17 protein-coding genes are annotated in these 18,653 nt (G+C 62.2%); 11 read left to right on the forward strand and 6 right to left on the reverse strand.

Features of this window, described 5'->3' with window-relative positions; translation table 11 throughout:
• Together GIW04_RS07775 and GIW04_RS07780 are read right to left on the reverse strand one after the other, a co-directional pair.
• The coding region (locus GIW04_RS07775) for an MFS transporter (RefSeq protein WP_236478955.1) at positions 1-599 on the reverse strand (599 nt) is incomplete at its 3' end.
• A gap of 87 nt (positions 600-686) precedes the next feature.
• The gene (locus GIW04_RS07780) at positions 687-884 is read right to left on the reverse strand and encodes a heavy-metal-associated domain-containing protein (protein WP_003188247.1); all 198 of its coding nucleotides are present in this window, start codon (positions 882-884) and stop codon (positions 687-689) included.
• 147 nt (positions 885-1,031) lie between these two features.
• Between GIW04_RS07780 and GIW04_RS07785 the strand changes: the two genes are divergently transcribed.
• The 3 genes from GIW04_RS07785 to cueR all read left to right on the forward strand — a co-directional run bounded on the left by GIW04_RS07785 (position 1,032) and on the right by cueR (position 4,234).
• The gene (locus GIW04_RS07785) at positions 1,032-1,412 is read left to right on the forward strand and encodes a hypothetical protein (RefSeq protein ID WP_003188246.1); all 381 of its coding nucleotides are present in this window, start codon (positions 1,032-1,034) and stop codon (positions 1,410-1,412) included.
• Between the two features lie 222 nt (positions 1,413-1,634).
• A complete protein-coding gene (locus GIW04_RS07790; protein WP_120247979.1) occupies positions 1,635-3,836 on the forward strand; it encodes a heavy metal translocating P-type ATPase in 2,202 nt (733 codons plus the stop codon).
• A complete protein-coding gene (gene cueR, locus GIW04_RS07795) occupies positions 3,833-4,234 on the forward strand; it encodes a Cu(I)-responsive transcriptional regulator (RefSeq protein ID WP_003188242.1) in 402 nt (133 codons plus the stop codon). The genes GIW04_RS07790 and cueR overlap by 4 nt, the downstream gene beginning before the upstream one ends.
• Positions 4,235-4,368: 134 nt before the next feature.
• Here the strand turns inward: cueR and GIW04_RS07800 are convergent, their stop codons facing one another.
• Complete coding sequence (locus GIW04_RS07800) at positions 4,369-5,268, reverse strand: PA4780 family RIO1-like protein kinase (protein WP_003188241.1); 900 nt, start codon at positions 5,266-5,268, stop codon at positions 4,369-4,371.
• Positions 5,269-5,402: 134 nt separating this feature from the next.
• On the reverse strand, positions 5,403-6,680 hold the full coding sequence (locus tag GIW04_RS07805; protein ID WP_034134630.1) for an acetyl-CoA C-acetyltransferase: 1,278 nt from the start codon (positions 6,678-6,680) through the stop codon (positions 5,403-5,405).
• A 113-nt stretch (positions 6,681-6,793) separates the two neighbouring features.
• On the opposite strand from GIW04_RS07805, the gene GIW04_RS07810 reads away from it, so the two are divergent.
• From GIW04_RS07810 to GIW04_RS07825, 4 genes are all read left to right on the forward strand, one after another.
• Complete coding sequence (locus GIW04_RS07810; protein WP_120247978.1) at positions 6,794-8,146, forward strand: 3-oxoacyl-ACP reductase; 1,353 nt, start codon at positions 6,794-6,796, stop codon at positions 8,144-8,146.
• A 2-nt stretch (positions 8,147-8,148) separates the two neighbouring features.
• Entirely contained in the window at positions 8,149-8,997 is an 849-nt protein-coding gene (locus tag GIW04_RS07815; RefSeq protein ID WP_120247977.1) for a MaoC family dehydratase, read from the forward strand.
• Between the two features lie 301 nt (positions 8,998-9,298).
• The gene (locus GIW04_RS07820) at positions 9,299-10,960 is read left to right on the forward strand and encodes a collagen-like triple helix repeat-containing protein (RefSeq protein WP_236478956.1); all 1,662 of its coding nucleotides are present in this window, start codon (positions 9,299-9,301) and stop codon (positions 10,958-10,960) included.
• Positions 10,961-11,146: 186 nt separating this feature from the next.
• Entirely contained in the window at positions 11,147-12,829 is a 1,683-nt protein-coding gene (locus GIW04_RS07825; protein ID WP_003188234.1) for a ShlB/FhaC/HecB family hemolysin secretion/activation protein, read from the forward strand.
• Positions 12,830-13,032: 203 nt separating this feature from the next.
• Here GIW04_RS07825 and GIW04_RS07830 read toward each other — a convergent pair whose 3' ends face one another.
• The gene (locus GIW04_RS07830; protein ID WP_034134627.1) at positions 13,033-13,437 is read right to left on the reverse strand and encodes a response regulator; all 405 of its coding nucleotides are present in this window, start codon (positions 13,435-13,437) and stop codon (positions 13,033-13,035) included.
• A 53-nt stretch (positions 13,438-13,490) separates the two neighbouring features.
• Positions 13,491-13,688, reverse strand: a complete 198-nt coding sequence (locus GIW04_RS07835; protein ID WP_003188231.1) for a Flp family type IVb pilin — start codon at positions 13,686-13,688, stop codon at positions 13,491-13,493.
• 336 nt (positions 13,689-14,024) lie between these two features.
• Between GIW04_RS07835 and cpaB the strand changes: the two genes are divergently transcribed.
• The 4 genes from cpaB to GIW04_RS07855 are packed head-to-tail and all read left to right on the forward strand — an operon-like array spanning position 14,025 to position 18,652.
• Positions 14,025-14,969, forward strand: coding sequence for a Flp pilus assembly protein CpaB (cpaB, locus tag GIW04_RS07840; RefSeq protein ID WP_116666859.1), 945 nt, complete (start codon positions 14,025-14,027; stop codon positions 14,967-14,969).
• Positions 14,970-14,988: 19 nt separating this feature from the next.
• Entirely contained in the window at positions 14,989-16,194 is a 1,206-nt protein-coding gene (locus GIW04_RS07845) for a type II and III secretion system protein family protein (protein WP_003188229.1), read from the forward strand.
• Positions 16,191-17,384: an AAA family ATPase gene (locus tag GIW04_RS07850; protein ID WP_034134625.1), complete on the forward strand. Its 1,194-nt coding sequence runs from the start codon at positions 16,191-16,193 to the stop codon at positions 17,382-17,384. Before GIW04_RS07845 ends, GIW04_RS07850 begins: the two co-directional genes overlap by 4 nt.
• Positions 17,381-18,652 carry a CpaF family protein gene (locus GIW04_RS07855; RefSeq protein ID WP_044271145.1) on the forward strand — a complete coding sequence of 424 codons (1,272 nt, stop codon included), beginning with the start codon at positions 17,381-17,383 and terminating at the stop codon, positions 18,650-18,652. The genes GIW04_RS07850 and GIW04_RS07855 overlap by 4 nt, the downstream gene beginning before the upstream one ends.
• Position 18,653: the final 1 nt, after the last annotated feature.

An 18,653-nucleotide genomic window follows, 5' to 3' on the forward strand; every position in this document is an offset into this window, starting at 1 on the left:
CCGTAGCGGCGCAACGAGCCCGACAACGGCTGGCGCGGCTGATCGGCAGGGAAGGTTTCCGGCAACCCGACCGCCACCGCGATGGCCGCCATCACGCTGAACAACGACAACGCCAGGAAAATCGACTGCCAGCCCCACACGCCGACCATCAGGCCACCGGCCAATGGCGCCAGGATCGGGGCCAGGCCGGTCACCAGCATCAGTTGCGAATACACCTTGGCCGAGCCCACGGCATCGCATTTGTCACTGACCACCGCCCGGGAAATCACCATGCCCGCACACCCGCCAAGGGCCTGCACGAAGCGCGCGCCAATCAGCCATTCCAGGGACGGCGCATACGCACAAGCGAAAGACGCGAGGGTAAACAGGGTGACGCCGCTGAGCAGCGGCACACGCCGGCCAAAGCGGTCGGCCAACGGCCCGTAGATCAATTGACCAATGGCCAGGCCGGCGAAATACACGGCCAGGGTCAGCTGGATATGTTTTTCGTCAGTGGCGAAGGCCGTGGCCATTGCCGGAAAGCCCGGCAGGTAAAAATCGATCGCCAACGGCGCGAAGGCGCTCAAGGCGCCCAGAATCAGGATTATGCGAAGGTTCATCAGACACCCAAGTGAGTCGGCAGCTCAACAGTCTAGCCGCGCTTGGGTGCCATGAACATTACGTTAGGTGGCTAACGATCAGAAAAATCACGCCAGCTTGGCGCTGTAGCCTTCCTCGGTAATCAGGTCGATCACTTTGTCCGAGGACAGACCGCTTGCCACCCGCACTTCTTTGGCCTTCAAATCGACTTCCACACTCGCCGCCGGATCCTGGCTCTGTACCGCCTGGGTCACCGCTTTAACACAATGGCCGCAGGTCATTCCTTCAACGCTAAATATTTGCATGACATGACTCCTTTGATGAGGTTGAGCCCAGTGTCGAGCTTGCCATGATGGCAAGGTCAAGTTCTCAGTATTTCTGCCGGGCTGGTATTCGGCGGCGACGTCGGCCAAGCTTCAACCTTCCTAGCTGTGAACCACGGAGCATTCGCCATGCGCTGGTTGTTTTTTGCCCTTGCCGGCCTGATGAGCTTGCCTGCCGCTGCGCCCCAGGCCCTCGCTGCTGAAGATTATGCAGTGCTGATTATTTCCCGCGAACGCCTGGAAGTGCCGACCTACTGCGAGATCGGCCTGTATATCCAGGACCAACTCGCCGGGCGTCTGTTCCAGGAACAGGCCACTTCATTCAATCTTCCCCCCGGCGATACGTCGCTGCGCCTGAAACTGTTGCCGGGCCAAGCGCCAGGCTGTCAGCCGGGCATGCTCGCACCTGCCGCGCAGAACATCACTTTGAAAGCCGGTGATGTACGCAAATTGCGCATTGCCCTGGGCCCGGACGGCATGTACCTCAAAGCTGCGGCATTGGAATACTGAGTAACCCCACGATCGTTCCCACTCTGCGTGGGAACGCCTCATCGGACGCTCCGCGTCCCGGGTACAAGGCACTACTTCAACGCCAGGGTGACGCGGAGCGTCACGGGCTGCATTCCCACGCAGAGCGTGGGGACGATCGCAGAGCGTGGGAACGATCGGGCTTGACCTTCCCCACAGGTTAAGGTTGATCCTAGTGGCAACTTCTCTTGGAGGACTGCCCCAATGAATGGATCCACCACCTTTGACCTGCCCATAGGCGGCATGACCTGTGCCAGCTGTGCCGGGCGGGTCGAACGCGCGCTGGGCAAGGTGCCGGGCGTGCAACGTGTCAGCGTCAACCTGGCCAATGAACGCGCGCACATCGAAGTACAGGGCCAGATGGACCCCAGCGTGTTGATCGCCGCCGTCGACAAGGCCGGCTACACCGCCACCCTGCCCCAAAGCGAAACCGCCACCGACGCCGATCAAGCCCGGCGCCTGCGTCGCGAGCGCTGGTCACTGGTGGCGGGCATTCTGCTGGCGTTGCCCTTGGTGCTGCCGATGCTGGTGGAACCCTTCGGGCTGCACTGGATGCTCCCCGCCTGGATACAGTTTGCCCTGGCCACGCCGGTGCAATTCATCCTGGGTGCGCGCTTTTATGCCGCTGCGTGGAAAGCCGTGCGCGCCGGCGCCGGCAATATGGACCTGCTGGTGGCGATCGGTACCAGTGCCGGCTACGGCTTGAGTATTTATGAATGGCTCACCGCCGCCCCAGGCGTGACGCCGCACCTGTACTTCGAAGCTTCGGCGGTGGTAATCGCCCTGGTGCTGCTGGGCAAATACCTGGAAAGCCGCGCCAAGCGCCAGACCGCCAGCGCCATCCGCGCCCTTGAAGCCTTGCGGCCGGAACGGGCGATTCGCGTGCAGGACGGCCGCGAAGAAGACGTCGCCATCAGTGCCTTGAAGCACGGTGACCTGGTGCTGGTCAAACCCGGCGAACGCTTCCCGGTGGACGGTGAGGTGGTAGAAGGCCAGAGCCATGCCGATGAGGCGCTGATCAGCGGCGAAAGCCTGCCGGTGCCCAAACAACCCGGCGACGCGGTCACCGGTGGCGCCATCAATGGTGAAGGCCGTTTGCTGGTGCGCACCCTCGCCCTGGGCGCGGAAAGCGTGCTGGCGCGCATCATCCGCCTGGTCGAAGACGCCCAGGCCGCCAAGGCGCCGATCCAGAAACTGGTGGATAAAGTCAGCCAGGTGTTCGTGCCGGCCGTGCTGGTATTGGCGCTGATCACCGTGGTGGGCTGGTGGCTGTACGGCGCCTCCCTGGAAACCGCCATCATCAATGCGGTCGCCGTATTGGTGATCGCCTGCCCTTGTGCCTTGGGCCTGGCCACGCCGACCGCGATCATGGCTGGCACCGGCGTCGCCGCACGCCACGGCATCCTGATCAAGGACGCCGAAGCCCTGGAGCGCGCCCATGCCGTGAGCGCCGTGGTGTTCGACAAAACCGGCACCCTCACCTCCGGCGCGCCCAACATTGCCCACTTGGCGGCCGTGGATGGCAACGAAGCCCTGTTGTTGCAACAGGCCGGCGCCTTGCAACGCGGCAGTGAGCACCCACTGGCCAAGGCAGTGCTGGATGCTTGCCGCGAACGAGGCTTGGACGTGGCCGATGTGAGCGCCAGCCAATCCCTGACCGGGCGCGGCATTGCCGGTACGCTCGACGGTCGTCCATTGGCGCTGGGCAATCGCCGCTTGCTGGAAGAGACCGGCCTGGACGCAGGCGATTTAGGCCCGCGTGCCAAGGAATGGGAAGCCGAAGGCCGCACCTTGTCCTGGCTGATCGAGCAAGGCGCGCAACCCCGCGTGCTGGGGCTGTTTGCCTTTGGCGACACGCTCAAGCCCGGCGCGTTGCAGGCCGTGCAGCAACTCAAGGCGCAGCACATCAGCAGCCACTTGATCACCGGCGATAACCACGGCAGTGCACGGGTGGTGGCCGAGGCCTTGGGCATCGACGATGTGCATGCCGAAGTACTGCCTGCCTATAAAGCCGCTGCCGTGGCCGAGCTGAAAAAAACCGGCGTGGTGGCCATGGTCGGCGACGGTATCAACGATGCGCCCGCCCTGGCCGCTGCCGATATCGGCATCGCCATGGGCGGCGGCACCGACGTAGCCATGCACGCCGCCGGCATTACCTTGATGCGTGGCGACCCGCGCCTGGTGCCGGCCGCCCTGGAGATCAGCCGCAAGACCTACGCGAAAATTCGACAGAATCTGTTCTGGGCCTTTGTGTATAACTTGATCGGCATTCCCCTGGCCGCCTTCGGCCTGCTCAACCCGGTACTGGCTGGCGCCGCCATGGCCTTATCCAGCGTCAGCGTGGTGAGTAACGCCCTGTTGTTGAAAACCTGGAAACCCAAGGACTTGGAGGATCAACGCCCATGAACATCGGCCAAGCCGCCCGCACCAGCGGGCTAAGCGCGAAGATGATTCGCTACTACGAATCCATTGGCCTGCTGAAAACCGCCCACCGCACCGACAGCGGCTACCGCGTGTACGGCCACGATGACCTGCACACCCTGACGTTCATCAAGCGCTCGCGGGACCTGGGGTTTTCACTGGAAGAAGTCGGCAAGTTGCTGACCCTGTGGGAAGACCGCCAGCGAGCCAGCGCCGACGTAAAAGCCTTGGCGCGCCAGCACATCGACGAGCTCAATCACAAGATTCGCGAGCTGGGGCAACTGCGCGATACCTTGCAGGACCTGATGGAGCACTGCCAGGGCGATCATCGGCCCGATTGCCCGATCCTCAAGGAATTAGCAGCGGGTAACTGCTGCGCCTGACAGACAGCACAATGATCGTTCCCACGCTCCGCGTGGGAATGCCGCTTTCGACGCTCCGCGTCACGCTTTAGGACGCAGAGCGTCCAGGGATGCATTCCCACGCAGAGCGTGGGAACGATCAGCGCCGTTGTAAGTTACTGCATCCAAGGCGGTGGCGGTGGCTCGTCCGGTACTTTGCTCGGTGGCGCATCATCCGCTGCGCGAATCGCCTGGCGACGCTCTTCGTCCAGCCGCGCCGCTTCGATTTCGCGGATCACACCGCCCACATCCGCCAGTTCTTCCGGTTCGTCGAACTCACCGGTCAACACACTGGCCGGGTGCAAGGTGCCGGCTTCATACAGCGCCCACATTTCCTTGGCGTATTTGGTCTTCTTCAACTCCGGGGCAAAACGCCCGAAGTAGGAAGCCATGTTGCCGACGTCGCGCTCCAGCATGTTGAAGGCGTGGTTGTTGCCCGCCGCATCCACCGCCTGGGGCAGGTCGATGATCACCGGGCCCGTAGGCGTGAGCAGTACGTTGAACTCGGACAGGTCACCGTGCACCAGGCCGGTGCACAGCATCAGCACGATCTGGGAGATCAGGAAGGCGTGGTATTCGCGCGCCTGGTCCGGGTCCAGCACGACGTCATTCAGACGCGGCGCCGCATCGCCGTATTCGTCGGCCACCAGTTCCATCAACAGCACGCCTTCAAGAAAGTCGTACGGCTTGGGCACGCGAACGCCCGCACCGGCCAGGCGGAACAGCGCCGCCACTTCAGCGTTCTGCCAGGCATCTTCGGTTTCTTTCTTGCCGAACTTGGAGCCCTTGGCCATGGCTCGCGCCTGGCGGCTGTTACGGACCTTACGGCCTTCCTGGTATTCGGATGCCTGACGAAAACTTCGTTTATTCGCCTCCTTGTAAACCTTGGCGCAACGCAATTCATTGCCGCAGCGCACCACATAAACAGCTGCTTCTTTACCACTCATCAGAGGGCGCAGCACTTCGTCGACCAGACCGTCTTCGATCAGGGGTTCAATGCGTTTAGGAGTCTTCATCAGCTTTTATTGTGGGTCCTGTATTACCAAACACGCGTGTGGAACTCGTTATACGGCAATCGGCTCGCCGGGGGGAGAGGCTACTGACCTCTGACCCCTTGGGAATGCATTCAATGGGCCAATTTTATCGGCAATCAGCGTTCGATTATCGCCGTCACGCCTTGACCACCGGCGGCACAAATGGAAATCAGCCCACGGCCCTTGCCCGCCGCATCCAACAATTTAGCCAAGTTGGCGACGATCCGCCCACCGGTGGCGGCAAACGGGTGGCCCGCCGCCAGGGAACTGCCCTTGACGTTGAGCCGACTGCGGTCGATCGACCCCAGCGGTGCGTCCAGGCACAGGCGGGTCTTGCAATAGTCGGCGTCTTCCCAGGCCTTGAGCGTGCACAGCACTTGGGCGGCGAAGGCTTCGTGGATTTCATAGTAATCAAAGTCCTGCAAGGTCAGGCCGTTGCGCGCCAGCAAGCGTGGCACCGCATAAACCGGCGCCATCAACAGGCCCTCGGCGCCGTGGACAAAATCCACCGCCGCTGCTTCGCCATCACGCAGGTAAGCCAGGATTGGTAGCCCACGCTCCTTGGCCCACGCCTCGCTGCCCAGCAGCACCAGAGAGGCACCATCGGTCAGCGGTGTGGAGTTGCCCGCGGTGAGCGTGCCCTTTTCGCTGCGCTCGAAGGCCGGCTTGAGGCTGGCGAGTTTTTCCAGGGTCAGGTCGGGGCGCAGGTTGTTGTCGCGGGTGAGGCCGAGAAAGGGCGTAAGCAAATCGTTGTGCCAGCCTGCGGCGTAGGCCGCCGCCATCTTCTGATGGCTCTCCAACGCCAGTTGGTCCTGCTCGGCGCGGGGGATCTGCCAAGTCTGGGCCATCAGCTCGCAGTGCTGACCCATGGACAAACCCGTGCGCGGTTCGCCGTTGCGCGGCAGTTCCGGCTTGAGGTGCTGGGGACGAAGTTGTAACAGAACTTTTAATTTGTCCGCCATGGATTTACTGCGGTTGGCTTTGAGCAGCAACTTGCGCAGCCCTTCATTCACACCAATCGGCGCGTCCGAGGTGGTGTCCACCCCGCCGGCAATGCCGCATTCGATCTGGCCCAGGGCAATTTTATTGGCCACCAGCAGCGCCGCCTCAAGCCCCGTGCCGCAGGCTTGCTGGATGTCGTACGCAGGGGTTTGCGGTGACAGGCGCGAGCCGAGCACGCATTCACGCGTCAGGTTGAAATCACGGGAATGCTTGAGCACCGCGCCGGCGGCCACCTCGCCCATGCGCAGGCCGTGCAGGTTGTAGCGCTCGATCAGGCCCTCCAGCGCGGCGGTCAGCATCGCCTGGTTACTCGCCGTGGCGTAGGGGCCATTGGAACGGGCGAAAGGAATGCGGTTACCGCCAATGATCGCTACACGGCGCAATTGAGTCATGGAAAGCTCCCTTGTGGTAGTGGGTGGAATCATCAAGCCTAGCCTAGGCTCAATCGAACGACTGCCACCCCAGGGTGGTCAACCTTTGAACCCCAGCCTTCGGAGAGCGTTCCATGTCTGACCGTTATATCGACTTCGCCAACTCAAGCCTCGGCCATCGCCTGGTCGCCGCCATTGGCCTGCCGTCACCGGTACGCCTGGAACGCTGGCAAGCCGGACGCCTGCGCCCGGTCGAAGGCGCACTGCTGCTGGGCGGTGGCGCACTGGCGACCCAGGTGCTGGCGTTTGCCAACCGACTCACCGACGCCGTCTACAGCTACGGCGCCGAAGCCTCGACAGCGCCCGCGTGGATTCCAGGGCACGGCCCCAAGCTCAAGGCGGTGGTGTTCGACGCCAGCAGTTTGCAGCAAGCCGACCAGCTCAAGCAGCTGCGCGAATTCTTCCAACCACTGCTTAAAAACCTCGACCACAGTGCCCACTTGGTGATCCTTGGCCGGGCGCCGGAAAGCCTCAGCGATCCGTTCGCCGCCAGCGCCCAGCGCGCCCTGGAAGGGTTCAGCCGTTCCCTGGCCAAGGAGCTGCGCAGCGGTGGCGTGCTGCAGTTGCTCTACGTGGGCGACGGCGCTGAAGACCAGTTGGAAGGCGCGCTGCGGTTTTTCCTCTCGCCCAAGAGCGCTTACATCTCGGGCCAGGTCATTCGCCTGGCAGCTTGCGATACCCCGGTGCAAGACTGGACGCGCCCGCTGGCCGGGCGCAAGGCATTGGTTACCGGCGCCGCTCGAGGCATCGGTGCCTCCATCGCCGAAACCCTGGCCCGCGACGGCGCCGAGGTCATTCTGCTCGATGTGCCCCAGGCCAAGGCTGACCTCGAAGCCCTGGCCGCACGCCTGAATGCGCGCACGGTGGTGCTGGACATCTGCGCCGAAGATGCCGCACGCCAACTGATCGAACACCTGCCAGACGGGCTCGACATCCTGGTGCACAACGCCGGCATCACCCGCGACAAAACCCTGGCCAACATGACCCCGGAATACTGGGACGCAGTGCTGGCGGTCAACCTCAAGGCTGCGCAAGTGCTGACCAAGGCCCTGCTCGACAGCGGCACCCTGCAAAACAACGCACGGGTGGTGTTGCTGGCCTCCATCAGTGGCATCGCCGGCAACCGTGGGCAAACCAACTATGCCGCGAGCAAGGCCGGGTTGATCGGCCTGGCTCAAGCCTGGGCGCCGCTGTTGAAGGAACGTGGGATCAGCATCAACGCCGTCGCGCCCGGGTTTATCGAAACCCAGATGACCGCGCATATTCCCTTCGCCCTTCGCGAGGCCGGGCGCCGCATGAGCTCCCTGGGCCAAGGTGGCTTGCCTCAGGATGTGGCCGAAGCCGTCGCCTGGCTGAGCCAACCGGGTTCCGGTGCGGTCAGCGGCCAGGCGCTGCGGGTGTGTGGGCAAAGTCTTCTGGGAGCGTGAGCATGCAATGGCAAACGTTGGACAGCACCCCGTCTCTACTGCCGCTGTACTGGCGTGCGGCGCTCAAGCGCAAGATCACCGGCAGCACATTGCCCGAACGTGGGTTGCGCTGCCGGATGAGTGTCAATCCCAGCGCCGTTGCGGCGTACCGCAAGGTGTGCGGCTTTGCTGACAGCCCGATGCTGCCGGCGACTTATCCGCATATCCTCGCGTTCGGCCTGCAACTGCAATTGCTGACGGACAAGACTTTTCCATTTCCGCTGCTGGGGTTGATCCACCTGCGCAATCGCATCCTTATTCATCGGCCTCTAGGTGGAGTGGGTGACGTGAGTGTCGGCGTTTACGCACACAATCTCAGCCCCCATCCCAAGGGGGCCACCTTTGACATCGTCACCGTTGTAGAGGATGCCCTTGGGCTCCTGTGGGAAGCCGAAAGCCAGATGTTATGTCGGGGCGTGAAGCTTGAAGGCGAAGCTGCGGACAGCGGATTGCAGACTCAGGGCACGCTCACCGAACTGACGCGCTGGAAAGCGCCCACTGACATAGGCCGCCGCTACGCCCGCGTGTCTGGCGACTACAACCCCATCCACCTCAGTGCGCCAACCGCCAAGCTGTTCGGTTTTCCCCAGGCCATCGCTCACGGGTTGTGGAACAAGGCGCGCACCCTCGCGGCGCTGGCAGAACACTTGCCGGCCGCCAATATTGAAATTGACGTCGAGTTCATGAAGCCGGTGCGCCTGCCCAGTGAAGTGATATTGATGAGCAGCGCGGCCGGTTCCAGCGGGGCGTTGGAACTCAAAGGCGCTGGGGATATACAACATATGCTGGGGAAGTGGCAGCCGATTGCGTGAGAAATTCTGATTAATTGTATATATACACCCTAAGTTATAGCGGACCTTACGAGGTCCGCCTTTATTTACAACACTTTGATTTTAATCATCTAAATATCCTGCAACATCCATCCATTACACCTTTGGTATTAGTCATTAAGCCGACTGTGGCCGGGTGTATATAAATCGTTAATACCAAGTTGAGCATTGCATGAAAGAGTGCCTTGGCCTGAGATAGCCACACGGACAAACCTATCGTTATCCAAAGAAATAACGAGGGTTTGAAACAACCAAGGTTGTACCAGGTGCAAGGAACTCAATCATGAAAACTCAAGTAGTGTTTTGGAAAGCAAGTACCGCGCTGGCCCTCGTTCTGGCAATGAGCCTGGGCGGCTGCAGCAGCGGTGGTGGCGGGCATAAATCCAGCGTGGCGGCGTCATCGCCGGATGCGGGTGCAGGTGCCGGAGGCGGTACAGGTGGAGGTACTGGTGGCGGTGATGGCGGTACAGGCGGTGGCACTGGCGGCGGTGACGGCGGCACTGGCGGCGGCACTGGCGGCGGCGACGGCGGTACGGGCGGTGGCACCGGCGGCGGTGACGGCGGTACTGGTGGCGGTACTGGCGGCGGCACCGGCGGAGGCACTGGCGGCGGCACCGGTGGCGGAACAGGTTCGACAACCACCCCACTGGTCACCGGCCAAATCGCCGGCACCCTTGGCACCACAGTCGGCAATGTCGGTACAGCGGTCGGTAACCTGGGTTCGACGCTGAATGGCGTACCGATCGTCGGCGCAACCGCTGGCGGCCTGGTCACCTCGGCAGGCACCGCTGTTAACAGCATCGGCACTGGCGTAACCGCCGGCTTGGGCTCACTGGGCACCAACAGCAACTCCCTCGGCACGACAGTGGCAGGCGTAGGTAATGGCGTGGCGGACCTGGGCGGCGGCCTCTCGACCACCGGCCAATCGCTGTCAACCACTCTGGGCGGCATACCTGTGGTCGGCGGCGTGACAGGTGGCGTGGGCACAGCGGTAGGTGGCGTCGTGGATAAAGTCGGCACCACCGTTACCATGCTCGGCGACACCCTCAGCACGGCCAGCACCACCGGCCCGCTGGGTTCGTTGACCAACACCTTGGGCAGCAAAGTCGTGGTGCCTGTGGTGTCGCTGGTGGAAAACACCACCGGCAACCTGGGCAACGCAACCGGCCTGGGCGCTCCACTCAATGGCGTACTGGATAAAGTCGGTTCGGCTGTCACTGGCCTGGGTACTCAAGTCGCCAGCACTGGCGGCACCGGCAACCCAGTCACCGGTATTGTCGGCACCGTGCTCACTGGCGTCGGTGGCACACTGGATAAATCGGGCGGTTATGTGGCCCCAACCGGTGGCACCTCGGCTCCCGGTATTCCAGAGCTGGTGGGTGGCCTGGTGGCTAACGTAGGTACCGGCCTGAACGTGGGCAACACCAACGGCACCGTCAGTGCAGCGGGTGTGACCGGTGGTGCAGTCGGCGGCACCGTTGCCTCGCTGGGCACTGTGCTAGGTGGCACAGGTGTAGCAAACACCGCAGCTACCGCACCGGTCGCCACCGTGGCCGCCAATGTCGGCGCAGCGCTCAACCCTGTGACCAGCGGCGTCACCAACCTGACGCAAACCATCGGCACGACTACCGGTGTGGGAGCTCCGGTGAATGGTTTGGTCACTCAAGTCGGCGGCGCAGTCAGCAGCTTGGGCACCAACCTGACAGCAGCCAATGCCAACCCGATCACCAACGCGGTAGGCACCACCGTCACAGCGGTCGGCGGCACCGTCGCCTCGGTGGGTGGCCTGGTAACCGGCGGCACCACTGGCGGCACCAGCGGTGGTTTGCTCGGCGGCCTGAATATCGGCACCACCGCCACAACAACCGGCACGGCCACAACCACAGGCGGCACTACAGCCACAGGCGGTCTGGGCGGTTTGTTGAACGGCCTGACCGGCAAATAGAAATGCACCTGGCCGATTAGACGGCCTCCCCTACAGCGCCTACGCTTGGTTGAGACGAGAGACCTTTAATAAGTCTCTCGTCTTTTTTATGGGCGGCGACACGCTTTATCACTCGCCACCCTCCCGAACCGAGTCCCAGAACCCGGCGGGCCCGAAGCGCTGCTGCAGTTGACCATGGAGTGTCCTATGCGCGTGTTGACGCCGTTGTTATTGCTCACCCTCAGTGCCTACGCCCAGGCCGAGACCCTTCCCAGCTTTCTTAACAGCAACGACACTGTCCGCACCCTGCCGGTGCCCAACCTGCCCGCTGATGCCTACCGACCACCCACGTCGAAAACCCAGGTACCTGAAGCGCCGCCGACTGCCGGCCAACCGCTGTTGATGGACACCAAGGTCACTATTCGAAAGTTGCAGATCGAAGGCGGAACGGTCTACCCGCTCGCCGAGACGGCAAAGGTGTATGCGCCGTTGATTGGACGGGAAACCAACCTCGCCCAACTGATTGAAGCGACCCGTGGCATCACCCGCCGTTATCAGGAGGATGGCTACCTGCTGTCCTACGCGTTCCTGCCGCAACAGAACTTCGAAAACGGCCTGGTCCGCGTGGTACTGGTGGAGGGCTACATCAAGGACTATCAACAAACCGGCGACATCGGTTCGGTGTCGGCCTACGTCGATAAGCTCGCGCAGAAGCTCCTGGCTGAGCGCCCGCTGACCCGCAAGACGTTCGAGCGCTACACCACGCTGATGAGCCGCATCCCCGGCCTCAGCGTACAGGCGCAAGTACCGCCACCGGGCACCACCGATGGCGCCACGCACATGCAGATCCAGGCCAGCCGCAAACCTTTCACTACCAGCATGAGCCTGGTGCAAAAAAGCCGTGGCGGCACGCAAGCGTTGCTGAGCGCTACCAGCAATTCCCAGACGTCCATGGGCGAACAGCTCAGCGTCAGCGGCCTGTTCCCGCCCGGCGAGGACAAAGAACATTACTACCGCGTGGACTACAACCAGTTCATCAACGCCGAGGGCACCCAACTGGCACTCGCCGCCGAACGCTATCGCGCCGACCCCAACAGCAGCGTACAACTGGACGGCGGTTTCGAACTCAAGCCGCACCAGTCCATCGACCGTTACTCCATTGGCCTGAGCCACCCGTTCATTGCCTCCCCCACCGAGTCACTCACCCTGGGTACGCGCCTGTACGCCGTCGACCAGACCACGCGCTACAAACTGGTGGGTTTCCCGCTGAGTTTCGACATCGAATCCAACCTGCGTGCCCTGGCCTTCGAAGGCGATTGGCGCAAAGCCGACGCGCAACGCCTGCGCATCATCAGTGGTGGCCTGTACCAGGGCATCGACGGTCTGGGCGCCAAGGCCCGCAGTGACCTGGGCGTGGCCAAACCCGACCTCGACTTCTTCCGCCTGCGCCTTTCCGGCGTGCAAAGCGACAAGTTCTTCGACAACTGGCAAGGCGTGCTCTCCGGTGCGCTGTACTGGAGCGACAACACCCTGCCCGACAGCGAACGCGTGACCTTCGGCGGGCAGAATTTCGGCCGTGGCTACCCGGACGACCAAGGCTCGGGCGACAAAGGCTGGGGGGTGGCGTACGAGGTCAACTACAGCTTCAACCGCACCGGCAACTGGGTGAAGATCCTGCAACCCTACGTCGTAGTCGACCGCGCCAAATCCTGGTTCAACGACCTGCCAGTCAAGGCCAATGACATGTCCTCGGCAGCGGTGGGTCTACGCTTTGGCGACAAGAAGTACTACAACATCGCGCTGGAGGCGGCCAAGCCCATGTCGGATATCGCCCTGGACAGCTTTAACCGCAGGCCGCGATATACGCTGAGTTTCAGTTATCAACTGTGAAGCTGTTGCGTGGGAGCTTATGTGGGAGCTGGCTTGCCTGCGATGACGGCCGGACAGTCGACGACAAAGTGCCTGGTGCCCCACGAGCTAAATGTGGGAGCGGGCTTGCTCGCGAAGGCGGTGTGTCAGTCAATGAATCTTTAACTGAACCACCGCTATCGCAGGCAAGCCAGCTCCCACATTTAATAAGCGGTGCCGGTCCGTTACCGACCAGGTGTAGAGAGGGGAAACAGGTTGTTGAGGGTATCGAGCAAGCGCACCAGGTAGATAGGCTTGCGAAACAGGTCCAGCACCTGCAAGCGCAGCATATCGCTGACGTCATCCATTTCTGCATGACCCGACATCACGATCACAGGCAACTGCGAGCGTGAGGTGTGTTCGCGCAGGCGTTTGATCAAGGAGATACCGCTTTCCTCGGGCATGCGCAGATCGGTGATGACCAGGGCGATATCAGGGTGAAGTGTCAATTCTTGCAAGGCGAAGGTGACGGAGTTCGCGGTGAAACACACGAATCCCTCGTTTTCGAGGGATTCGGCCAACTCCACCAGCGCATCCTCCTCGTCATCCACCAATAGGATTTGTTGGCGGGATGACGAAGGGTGGGTCATGGGCGGTACCTGATAAAGAGAATCGCCAAAACAATTACAGACAACGCTGCATGTTAAGTCGCCGCCGGCAAGGCGTCTGACACTTTCTGGAAGACGCCTTTGATTTTATCGCCAAGTCCAGTGCCGAAGCCAATGATAACCAATGCAACTATCGCCACGATAATTACATATTCGATGGCCGATGCTCCGTCTCTGCGACGCAAGAATAACTGAGCGTGAATGTAAAATTTCAAGAACAGGTCAAGGATCATATGAGATCTCCTTCATGCGCCACAAAGCGCCGATACAGCTGGCCCGCACAATGATTGCCGTGTGCCACTAGAGCATTGTCAACAAATTTAACACTCACAACTGTAAGAACGAATTAATCACAAAGTATTAGTCACCCCGCCAGCCCCACAAATCCGTTATTTACAGCCCCCGCTGTAACCGCGCAGATAAATTTTTCATTCAGTAATGGCAATTTGTCCTAGCTGGGCTACCTTCAAATAGCCAAATCGTTAGTTGTTCATCACAGCCCAGTTGCGAATTTAACTCGTTTGGATAAACGGGAATAAAAGCAGTGCAACAGGATAGGGAGCGCCGTCATGAACAGTCGTATCAGCATGGTCCTGGCTGGCTTGCTGCTTATCGGAGCCCTGGTTGCAGGGTATTGGGGCCTGGTGCTGAGTCGTCCACCGGCACCCGCCGTAGCGCCCTCGCCAGAACCTGTCATTTCCGTTGAAAAAACCGTTGCGGTCGTGGAAGACCAGACCCGCCAGCCCGTCGTCGTGCTGGTGCACGCGGTTGCGCCTTTTGTGCCCCTCACCGCTGCCGATGTCGCCGTGGAAAAACTGCGCACCGTGCCGGCTGGCAGCCTGACCAGCGTCGACCAGGCCATCGGCCGTACGCCCTTGCGGGCCCTGGGTGCCGGCACCTGGCTCAATGATGAAAGCTTCACCGCCGGTGGCCCCCTGGCCCGCATGATTCGTGCAAATGAACGCGCGCTGGCCGTCGCCGTCGATGAGGTCATCGGTGCCGGTGGGCAACTGAGCCCCGGCGATTACGTCGATGTCTTGCTGTTCTTGCGCCAGGACAATGCCAATGCCGAGCAATCGGCGCAGGTGGTCATCCCGGCGATTCGCCTGCTCAGCGTCGGCGACCAACTGGGCTTGGCCAACGACGGCACCCCGGCCGTGCCGCCACCCGCCACCGCCGAAGAACGCGCCCAGGCTGCCCAACGCCGCACTGCCGCGCGCAGTGTGGTGCTGGCGGTGCCCGAACCCTTGCTGAGCCGGCTGATGCTCGCCTCCCAAGCCGGCACGCTGCGCCTGGCCGTGCGCAGTGCCGACGAACAACTGCTCAGCCGCTACTGGGCCGGCGAAAGCGACACCCCGGACAAGGTGCAAAGCGCCAACCGCGACCTCTACCAATTCACCCAATTGGCCCTCAGCGGCCCGCCGAAAAAAATCACCCCCGCGGTGGCCGACACCGGCCAGCGTCGGGGCGTCGAAGTGATTCGCGGCGCAGCGGCGGCACAACCTACCCCCTGATTGAACAAGGATGCCTTGAATGAGCCAACGCTACGCTCAATTGGCCTTGGCCTTGATGCTGCCGTGCCTGCCCCTGGGCATGGCGATGGGCGCATCGGGCAGCTGTAACGCCCTGGGCCAGTTGCCCGCCGTGATCGAGGTGGGCGAAGGCTTGCAAACCGAGCTGCAATCGCCGGTAGCGATTACGCGCCTGGCCATCGGCGACCCGAAAATCGCCGACGTGCGGGTCAACGGCGACCGCCATTTCCTGCTCACTGGCGTCGGCAGCGGCGCTACCAGCCTGATGGTGTGGACAGGCTGCTCGACCACCCCGCGCCAGAGCATGGTGTTCGTCAAAGGCAAGGCCACCTCGGCGCTGACCAGCCAATCGCTGTCGCCCTCCGAAGACCCGACGCTGCCCAGCCAGGTGCAGACCGATATCCGCTTCGTCGAAGTCAGCCGAACCAAGCTCAAGGAGGCCAGCACCAAGATCCTCGGCATGGGCAACAATTTCTTCCTCGGCAGCCCGAGCTTGCTGTCCCCTTCAGAGGGCATCTTCAAATTGCCGGTGAGCGCCGAAAACTTCAACATCGGGTTTGGCGGTGGCCGAGTCAAGGCACTGATCAACGCCCTGGAAAGCAGCGGCTTCGCCTATACCCTGGCACGCCCGAGCCTGGTGGCCATGAGCGGCCAGAGCGCGACCTTCCTGGCCGGCGGCGAAGTGCCGATTCCGGTGCCCAGTGCCGGCAGCGATACCATCACCATCGAGTACAAGGAATTCGGCATTCGCCTGACGCTGACGCCGACGGTCATCGACCACAACCGCATCGCCTTGAAAGTCGCCCCGGAAGTCAGCGAGCTGGATTACAACAACGCGATCCGGATCCAGGGCATCCAGGTACCCGCCCTGACCGTCCGGCGCACCGACACCAGCGTGTCGTTAGCCGACGGTGAAAGCTTCGTGATCAGCGGCCTGATCAGCAGCACCAACCGCTCCACGATCGCCAAGCTGCCAGGCCTGGGCGACATCCCGATCATTGGTGCTTTCTTCCGCGACTCCACTATAAACAGCGAAGAAAAAGAACTGCTGATGATCGTCACGCCGCATCTGGTACAGCCACTGGCCGCCAATGCGCAGTTGCCGTCGCTGCCCGGCGAGAAACTGCGCACCTACGACCCGAACTGGTTCCGCCTGTTCTTCCTGGAAAACGGCAACTTCGACCGTCGCAGTGGACTTTCCCAATGAGCGATAGCCTGAGCCAGACCTTCCTGGCAATCACCCGCAACAGCACCGACCTGGAATGGCTCCAGGGCGCGCTGGCGCCCCTTGGCCAAGTGATCAGCGTGGGCGGCGGCAGCCTCGATGAATTGCTGGCACTGGTGGACGTGACCTTCGCCAACCTGGTGTTCGTAGGCCTGGACCGTGAACACCTGGTGGCCCAGAGCGCCTTGATCGAAGGCGCCCTGGAAGCCAAGCCGATGTTGGCAGTAGTGGCCTTGGGCGACGGCATGGACAACCAGCTTGTCTTGAATGCCATGCGTGCCGGCGCCCGGGATTTTGTCGCCTATGGCTCGCGCTCCAGCGAAGTGGCCGGGCTGGTGCGACGCCTGAGCAAGCGCTTGCCGCCCACGGCGCCGAACGCCCATCTCGGCGGCCTCACCGTGCTCTACGGCGCCCAGGGCAACACCGATGGCGCCCTGCTGGCGAGCCACCTGGCGATGGTGGTGCAAAAGAGTGGCCAGCAGACGCTGATGCTCGACCTCGGCCTGCCCAGGGGCGACAGCCTGGCGCTGCTGGGCCTGGACAGCACCTTCAATTTCGGCGACGCCTTGCGCCACCTGCGCCGCCTGGACGCCACCCTGATCAACAGCGCGTTCACCAGCACCGACGATGGCCTGCGCATCCTCGCCTACGCCGCCAGCGATGAGCCCCTGGAAATAACCAGCGCCGCCGAGCTGTACATGTTGCTCAGCGCCTTGCGCCAGCACTTCCAGCACATCGTGGTCAACCTCACCGGGCAAGCGGACAGCGAAGCCCTGCGCACCTTTGTCAGCCACTGCGACAAGTTGCTGTGGTGCACCGACCAGGGCGTGCTCGACTGTCGGCGTAACCTGGCGGTGCTGAACCTGTGGCGCGAAAAAGGCATGAAGCTCGACCATGCCAAGCTGCTCGTCGATCGCTACATCAAAGGCTGTGCCCCCGACACCGAAGCCCTGGAAAAAAGCTTCGGCCTGGAGTGCATCGCCGTGCTGCCCCTGAGCCCCGAAGTGCGCCTGAACGCCAAAAACCAGGGGCAAAGCCTGTTCACCCTGGCCCCACGCGAAGCTTTGACCCAAGCCCTGCGCCACCTGGGCGAGCGCCTGGCCAAACGCACCGAAGGCTTGGATAAACCTTCGACACGCTGGTTCGAACGCCTGCTGGGGACGAGTCGATGAACAGCGAAAAACTCTTCGGCGCCCCGGCCCGTGGGGCAGCCGCGCACAACGACCACGATGGCCTGAAACTGGTGCTGCATCGTTACATCATCGATGCCATCGAAGAATCCGGCCAGAACCTGCTGGAAGGCTCGCGCCAATCCCTGGCGCAATTTGTCATCGACAAAGTGGCCGAGTACATCACGCGCATGCACCTGGCGATCTCGCGTTATGAGATGGAGCGTCTGGCTGAGGAAATCGTCGATGAGCTGACCGGCTTCGGCCCGCTGGAAGTGCTGCTGCGCGACGTGTCGATCACCGAGATCCTGGTCAACGGCCCGCACCGGGTGTTTATCGAGCGTGACGGGGTGCTCCACCAGAGCGACCTGCGTTTTATCGATGCGCACCATGTAGAACGTGTGATGCAGCGCATTCTCGCGCCCCTCGGAAGGCGCCTGGATGAGTCGTCGCCGATGGTCGATGCGCGCTTGCCCGATGGCAGCCGGGTCAATGCGATCATCCCGCCAATTGCCCTGGACGGCCCCTGCCTGTCGATCCGTAAGTTTCGCAAGGACATGCTCAAGAGCAGCGACCTAGTGGCGATGCAAACCATCGACCACAACATCTTCGAGTTCTTCCAGGAGGCGGTGGGCAAGCGCTGCAATATCCTCATCAGTGGCGGCACCGGCACCGGCAAGACCACGTTGCTCAATATCCTCAGCCAATTGATCAACCCCCACGAACGCCTGGTCACCATCGAAGACGTGGCCGAGCTGCAACTGGGCCACCCCCATGTGGTGCGCCTGGAAACCCGCCCGCCCAATGCCGAAGGGCATGGCGAGGTCAAGGCCAGCGACCTGATCCGCAACGCCCTGCGGATGCGCCCGGACCGCATCATCCTTGGCGAGATCCGTGGCGTCGAAGTGCTCGACGTGATGACGGCCATGAACACCGGCCATGACGGATCCATGAGCACCGTGCACGCCAACAATGCCCAGGACGCGCTGTTGCGCCTGGAAACCCTGGTGGGCCTGACCGGCCGTGTGGTGGCGGAAAAAACCCTGCGGCAGATGATCTGCGCCGCACTGGATGTGGTGGTGCAACTGACGCGCCTGCCCGATGGGCGCCGTTGCGTCAGCGAGGTGGTGGAAGTGGTGGGCGTGCGCGACGACGTGTATGTCACCAACACCCTGTTCCGCCTCGACCGCCGTACCGGTTTCGGCTTCCTGCGCGAAGCGCTCAACCCGGCCGGCGACAAGCTGCGGCGCGAATCGGCATTGCCGTTGTAGA

It is taken from the genome of Pseudomonas sp. PA-4-8C (assembly GCF_021606625.1).
GTDB classification, from domain to species: Bacteria; Pseudomonadota; Gammaproteobacteria; order Pseudomonadales; family Pseudomonadaceae; genus Aquipseudomonas; species Aquipseudomonas lactis.

Excerpts from the sequence above, each read along its gene's own strand:
- GIW04_RS07780 (WP_003188247.1), bottom strand. The coding sequence starts at position 884 with ATGCAAATATTTAGCGTTGAAGGAATGACCTGCGGCCATTGTGTTAAA.
- GIW04_RS07785 (WP_003188246.1), top strand. The coding sequence starts at position 1,032 with ATGCGCTGGTTGTTTTTTGCCCTTGCCGGCCTGATGAGCTTGCCTGCC.
- GIW04_RS07790 (WP_120247979.1), top strand. The coding sequence starts at position 1,635 with ATGAATGGATCCACCACCTTTGACCTGCCCATAGGCGGCATGACCTGT.
- cueR (WP_003188242.1), top strand. The coding sequence starts at position 3,833 with ATGAACATCGGCCAAGCCGCCCGCACCAGCGGGCTAAGCGCGAAGATG.
- GIW04_RS07800 (WP_003188241.1), bottom strand. The coding sequence starts at position 5,268 with ATGAAGACTCCTAAACGCATTGAACCCCTGATCGAAGACGGTCTGGTC.
- GIW04_RS07805 (WP_034134630.1), bottom strand. The coding sequence starts at position 6,680 with ATGACTCAATTGCGCCGTGTAGCGATCATTGGCGGTAACCGCATTCCT.
- GIW04_RS07810 (WP_120247978.1), top strand. The coding sequence starts at position 6,794 with ATGTCTGACCGTTATATCGACTTCGCCAACTCAAGCCTCGGCCATCGC.
- GIW04_RS07815 (WP_120247977.1), top strand. The coding sequence starts at position 8,149 with ATGCAATGGCAAACGTTGGACAGCACCCCGTCTCTACTGCCGCTGTAC.
- GIW04_RS07820 (WP_236478956.1), top strand. The coding sequence starts at position 9,299 with ATGAAAACTCAAGTAGTGTTTTGGAAAGCAAGTACCGCGCTGGCCCTC.
- GIW04_RS07825 (WP_003188234.1), top strand. The coding sequence starts at position 11,147 with ATGCGCGTGTTGACGCCGTTGTTATTGCTCACCCTCAGTGCCTACGCC.
- GIW04_RS07830 (WP_034134627.1), bottom strand. The coding sequence starts at position 13,437 with ATGACCCACCCTTCGTCATCCCGCCAACAAATCCTATTGGTGGATGAC.
- GIW04_RS07835 (WP_003188231.1), bottom strand. The coding sequence starts at position 13,688 with ATGATCCTTGACCTGTTCTTGAAATTTTACATTCACGCTCAGTTATTC.
- cpaB (WP_116666859.1), top strand. The coding sequence starts at position 14,025 with ATGAACAGTCGTATCAGCATGGTCCTGGCTGGCTTGCTGCTTATCGGA.
- GIW04_RS07845 (WP_003188229.1), top strand. The coding sequence starts at position 14,989 with ATGAGCCAACGCTACGCTCAATTGGCCTTGGCCTTGATGCTGCCGTGC.
- GIW04_RS07850 (WP_034134625.1), top strand. The coding sequence starts at position 16,191 with ATGAGCGATAGCCTGAGCCAGACCTTCCTGGCAATCACCCGCAACAGC.
- GIW04_RS07855 (WP_044271145.1), top strand. The coding sequence starts at position 17,381 with ATGAACAGCGAAAAACTCTTCGGCGCCCCGGCCCGTGGGGCAGCCGCG.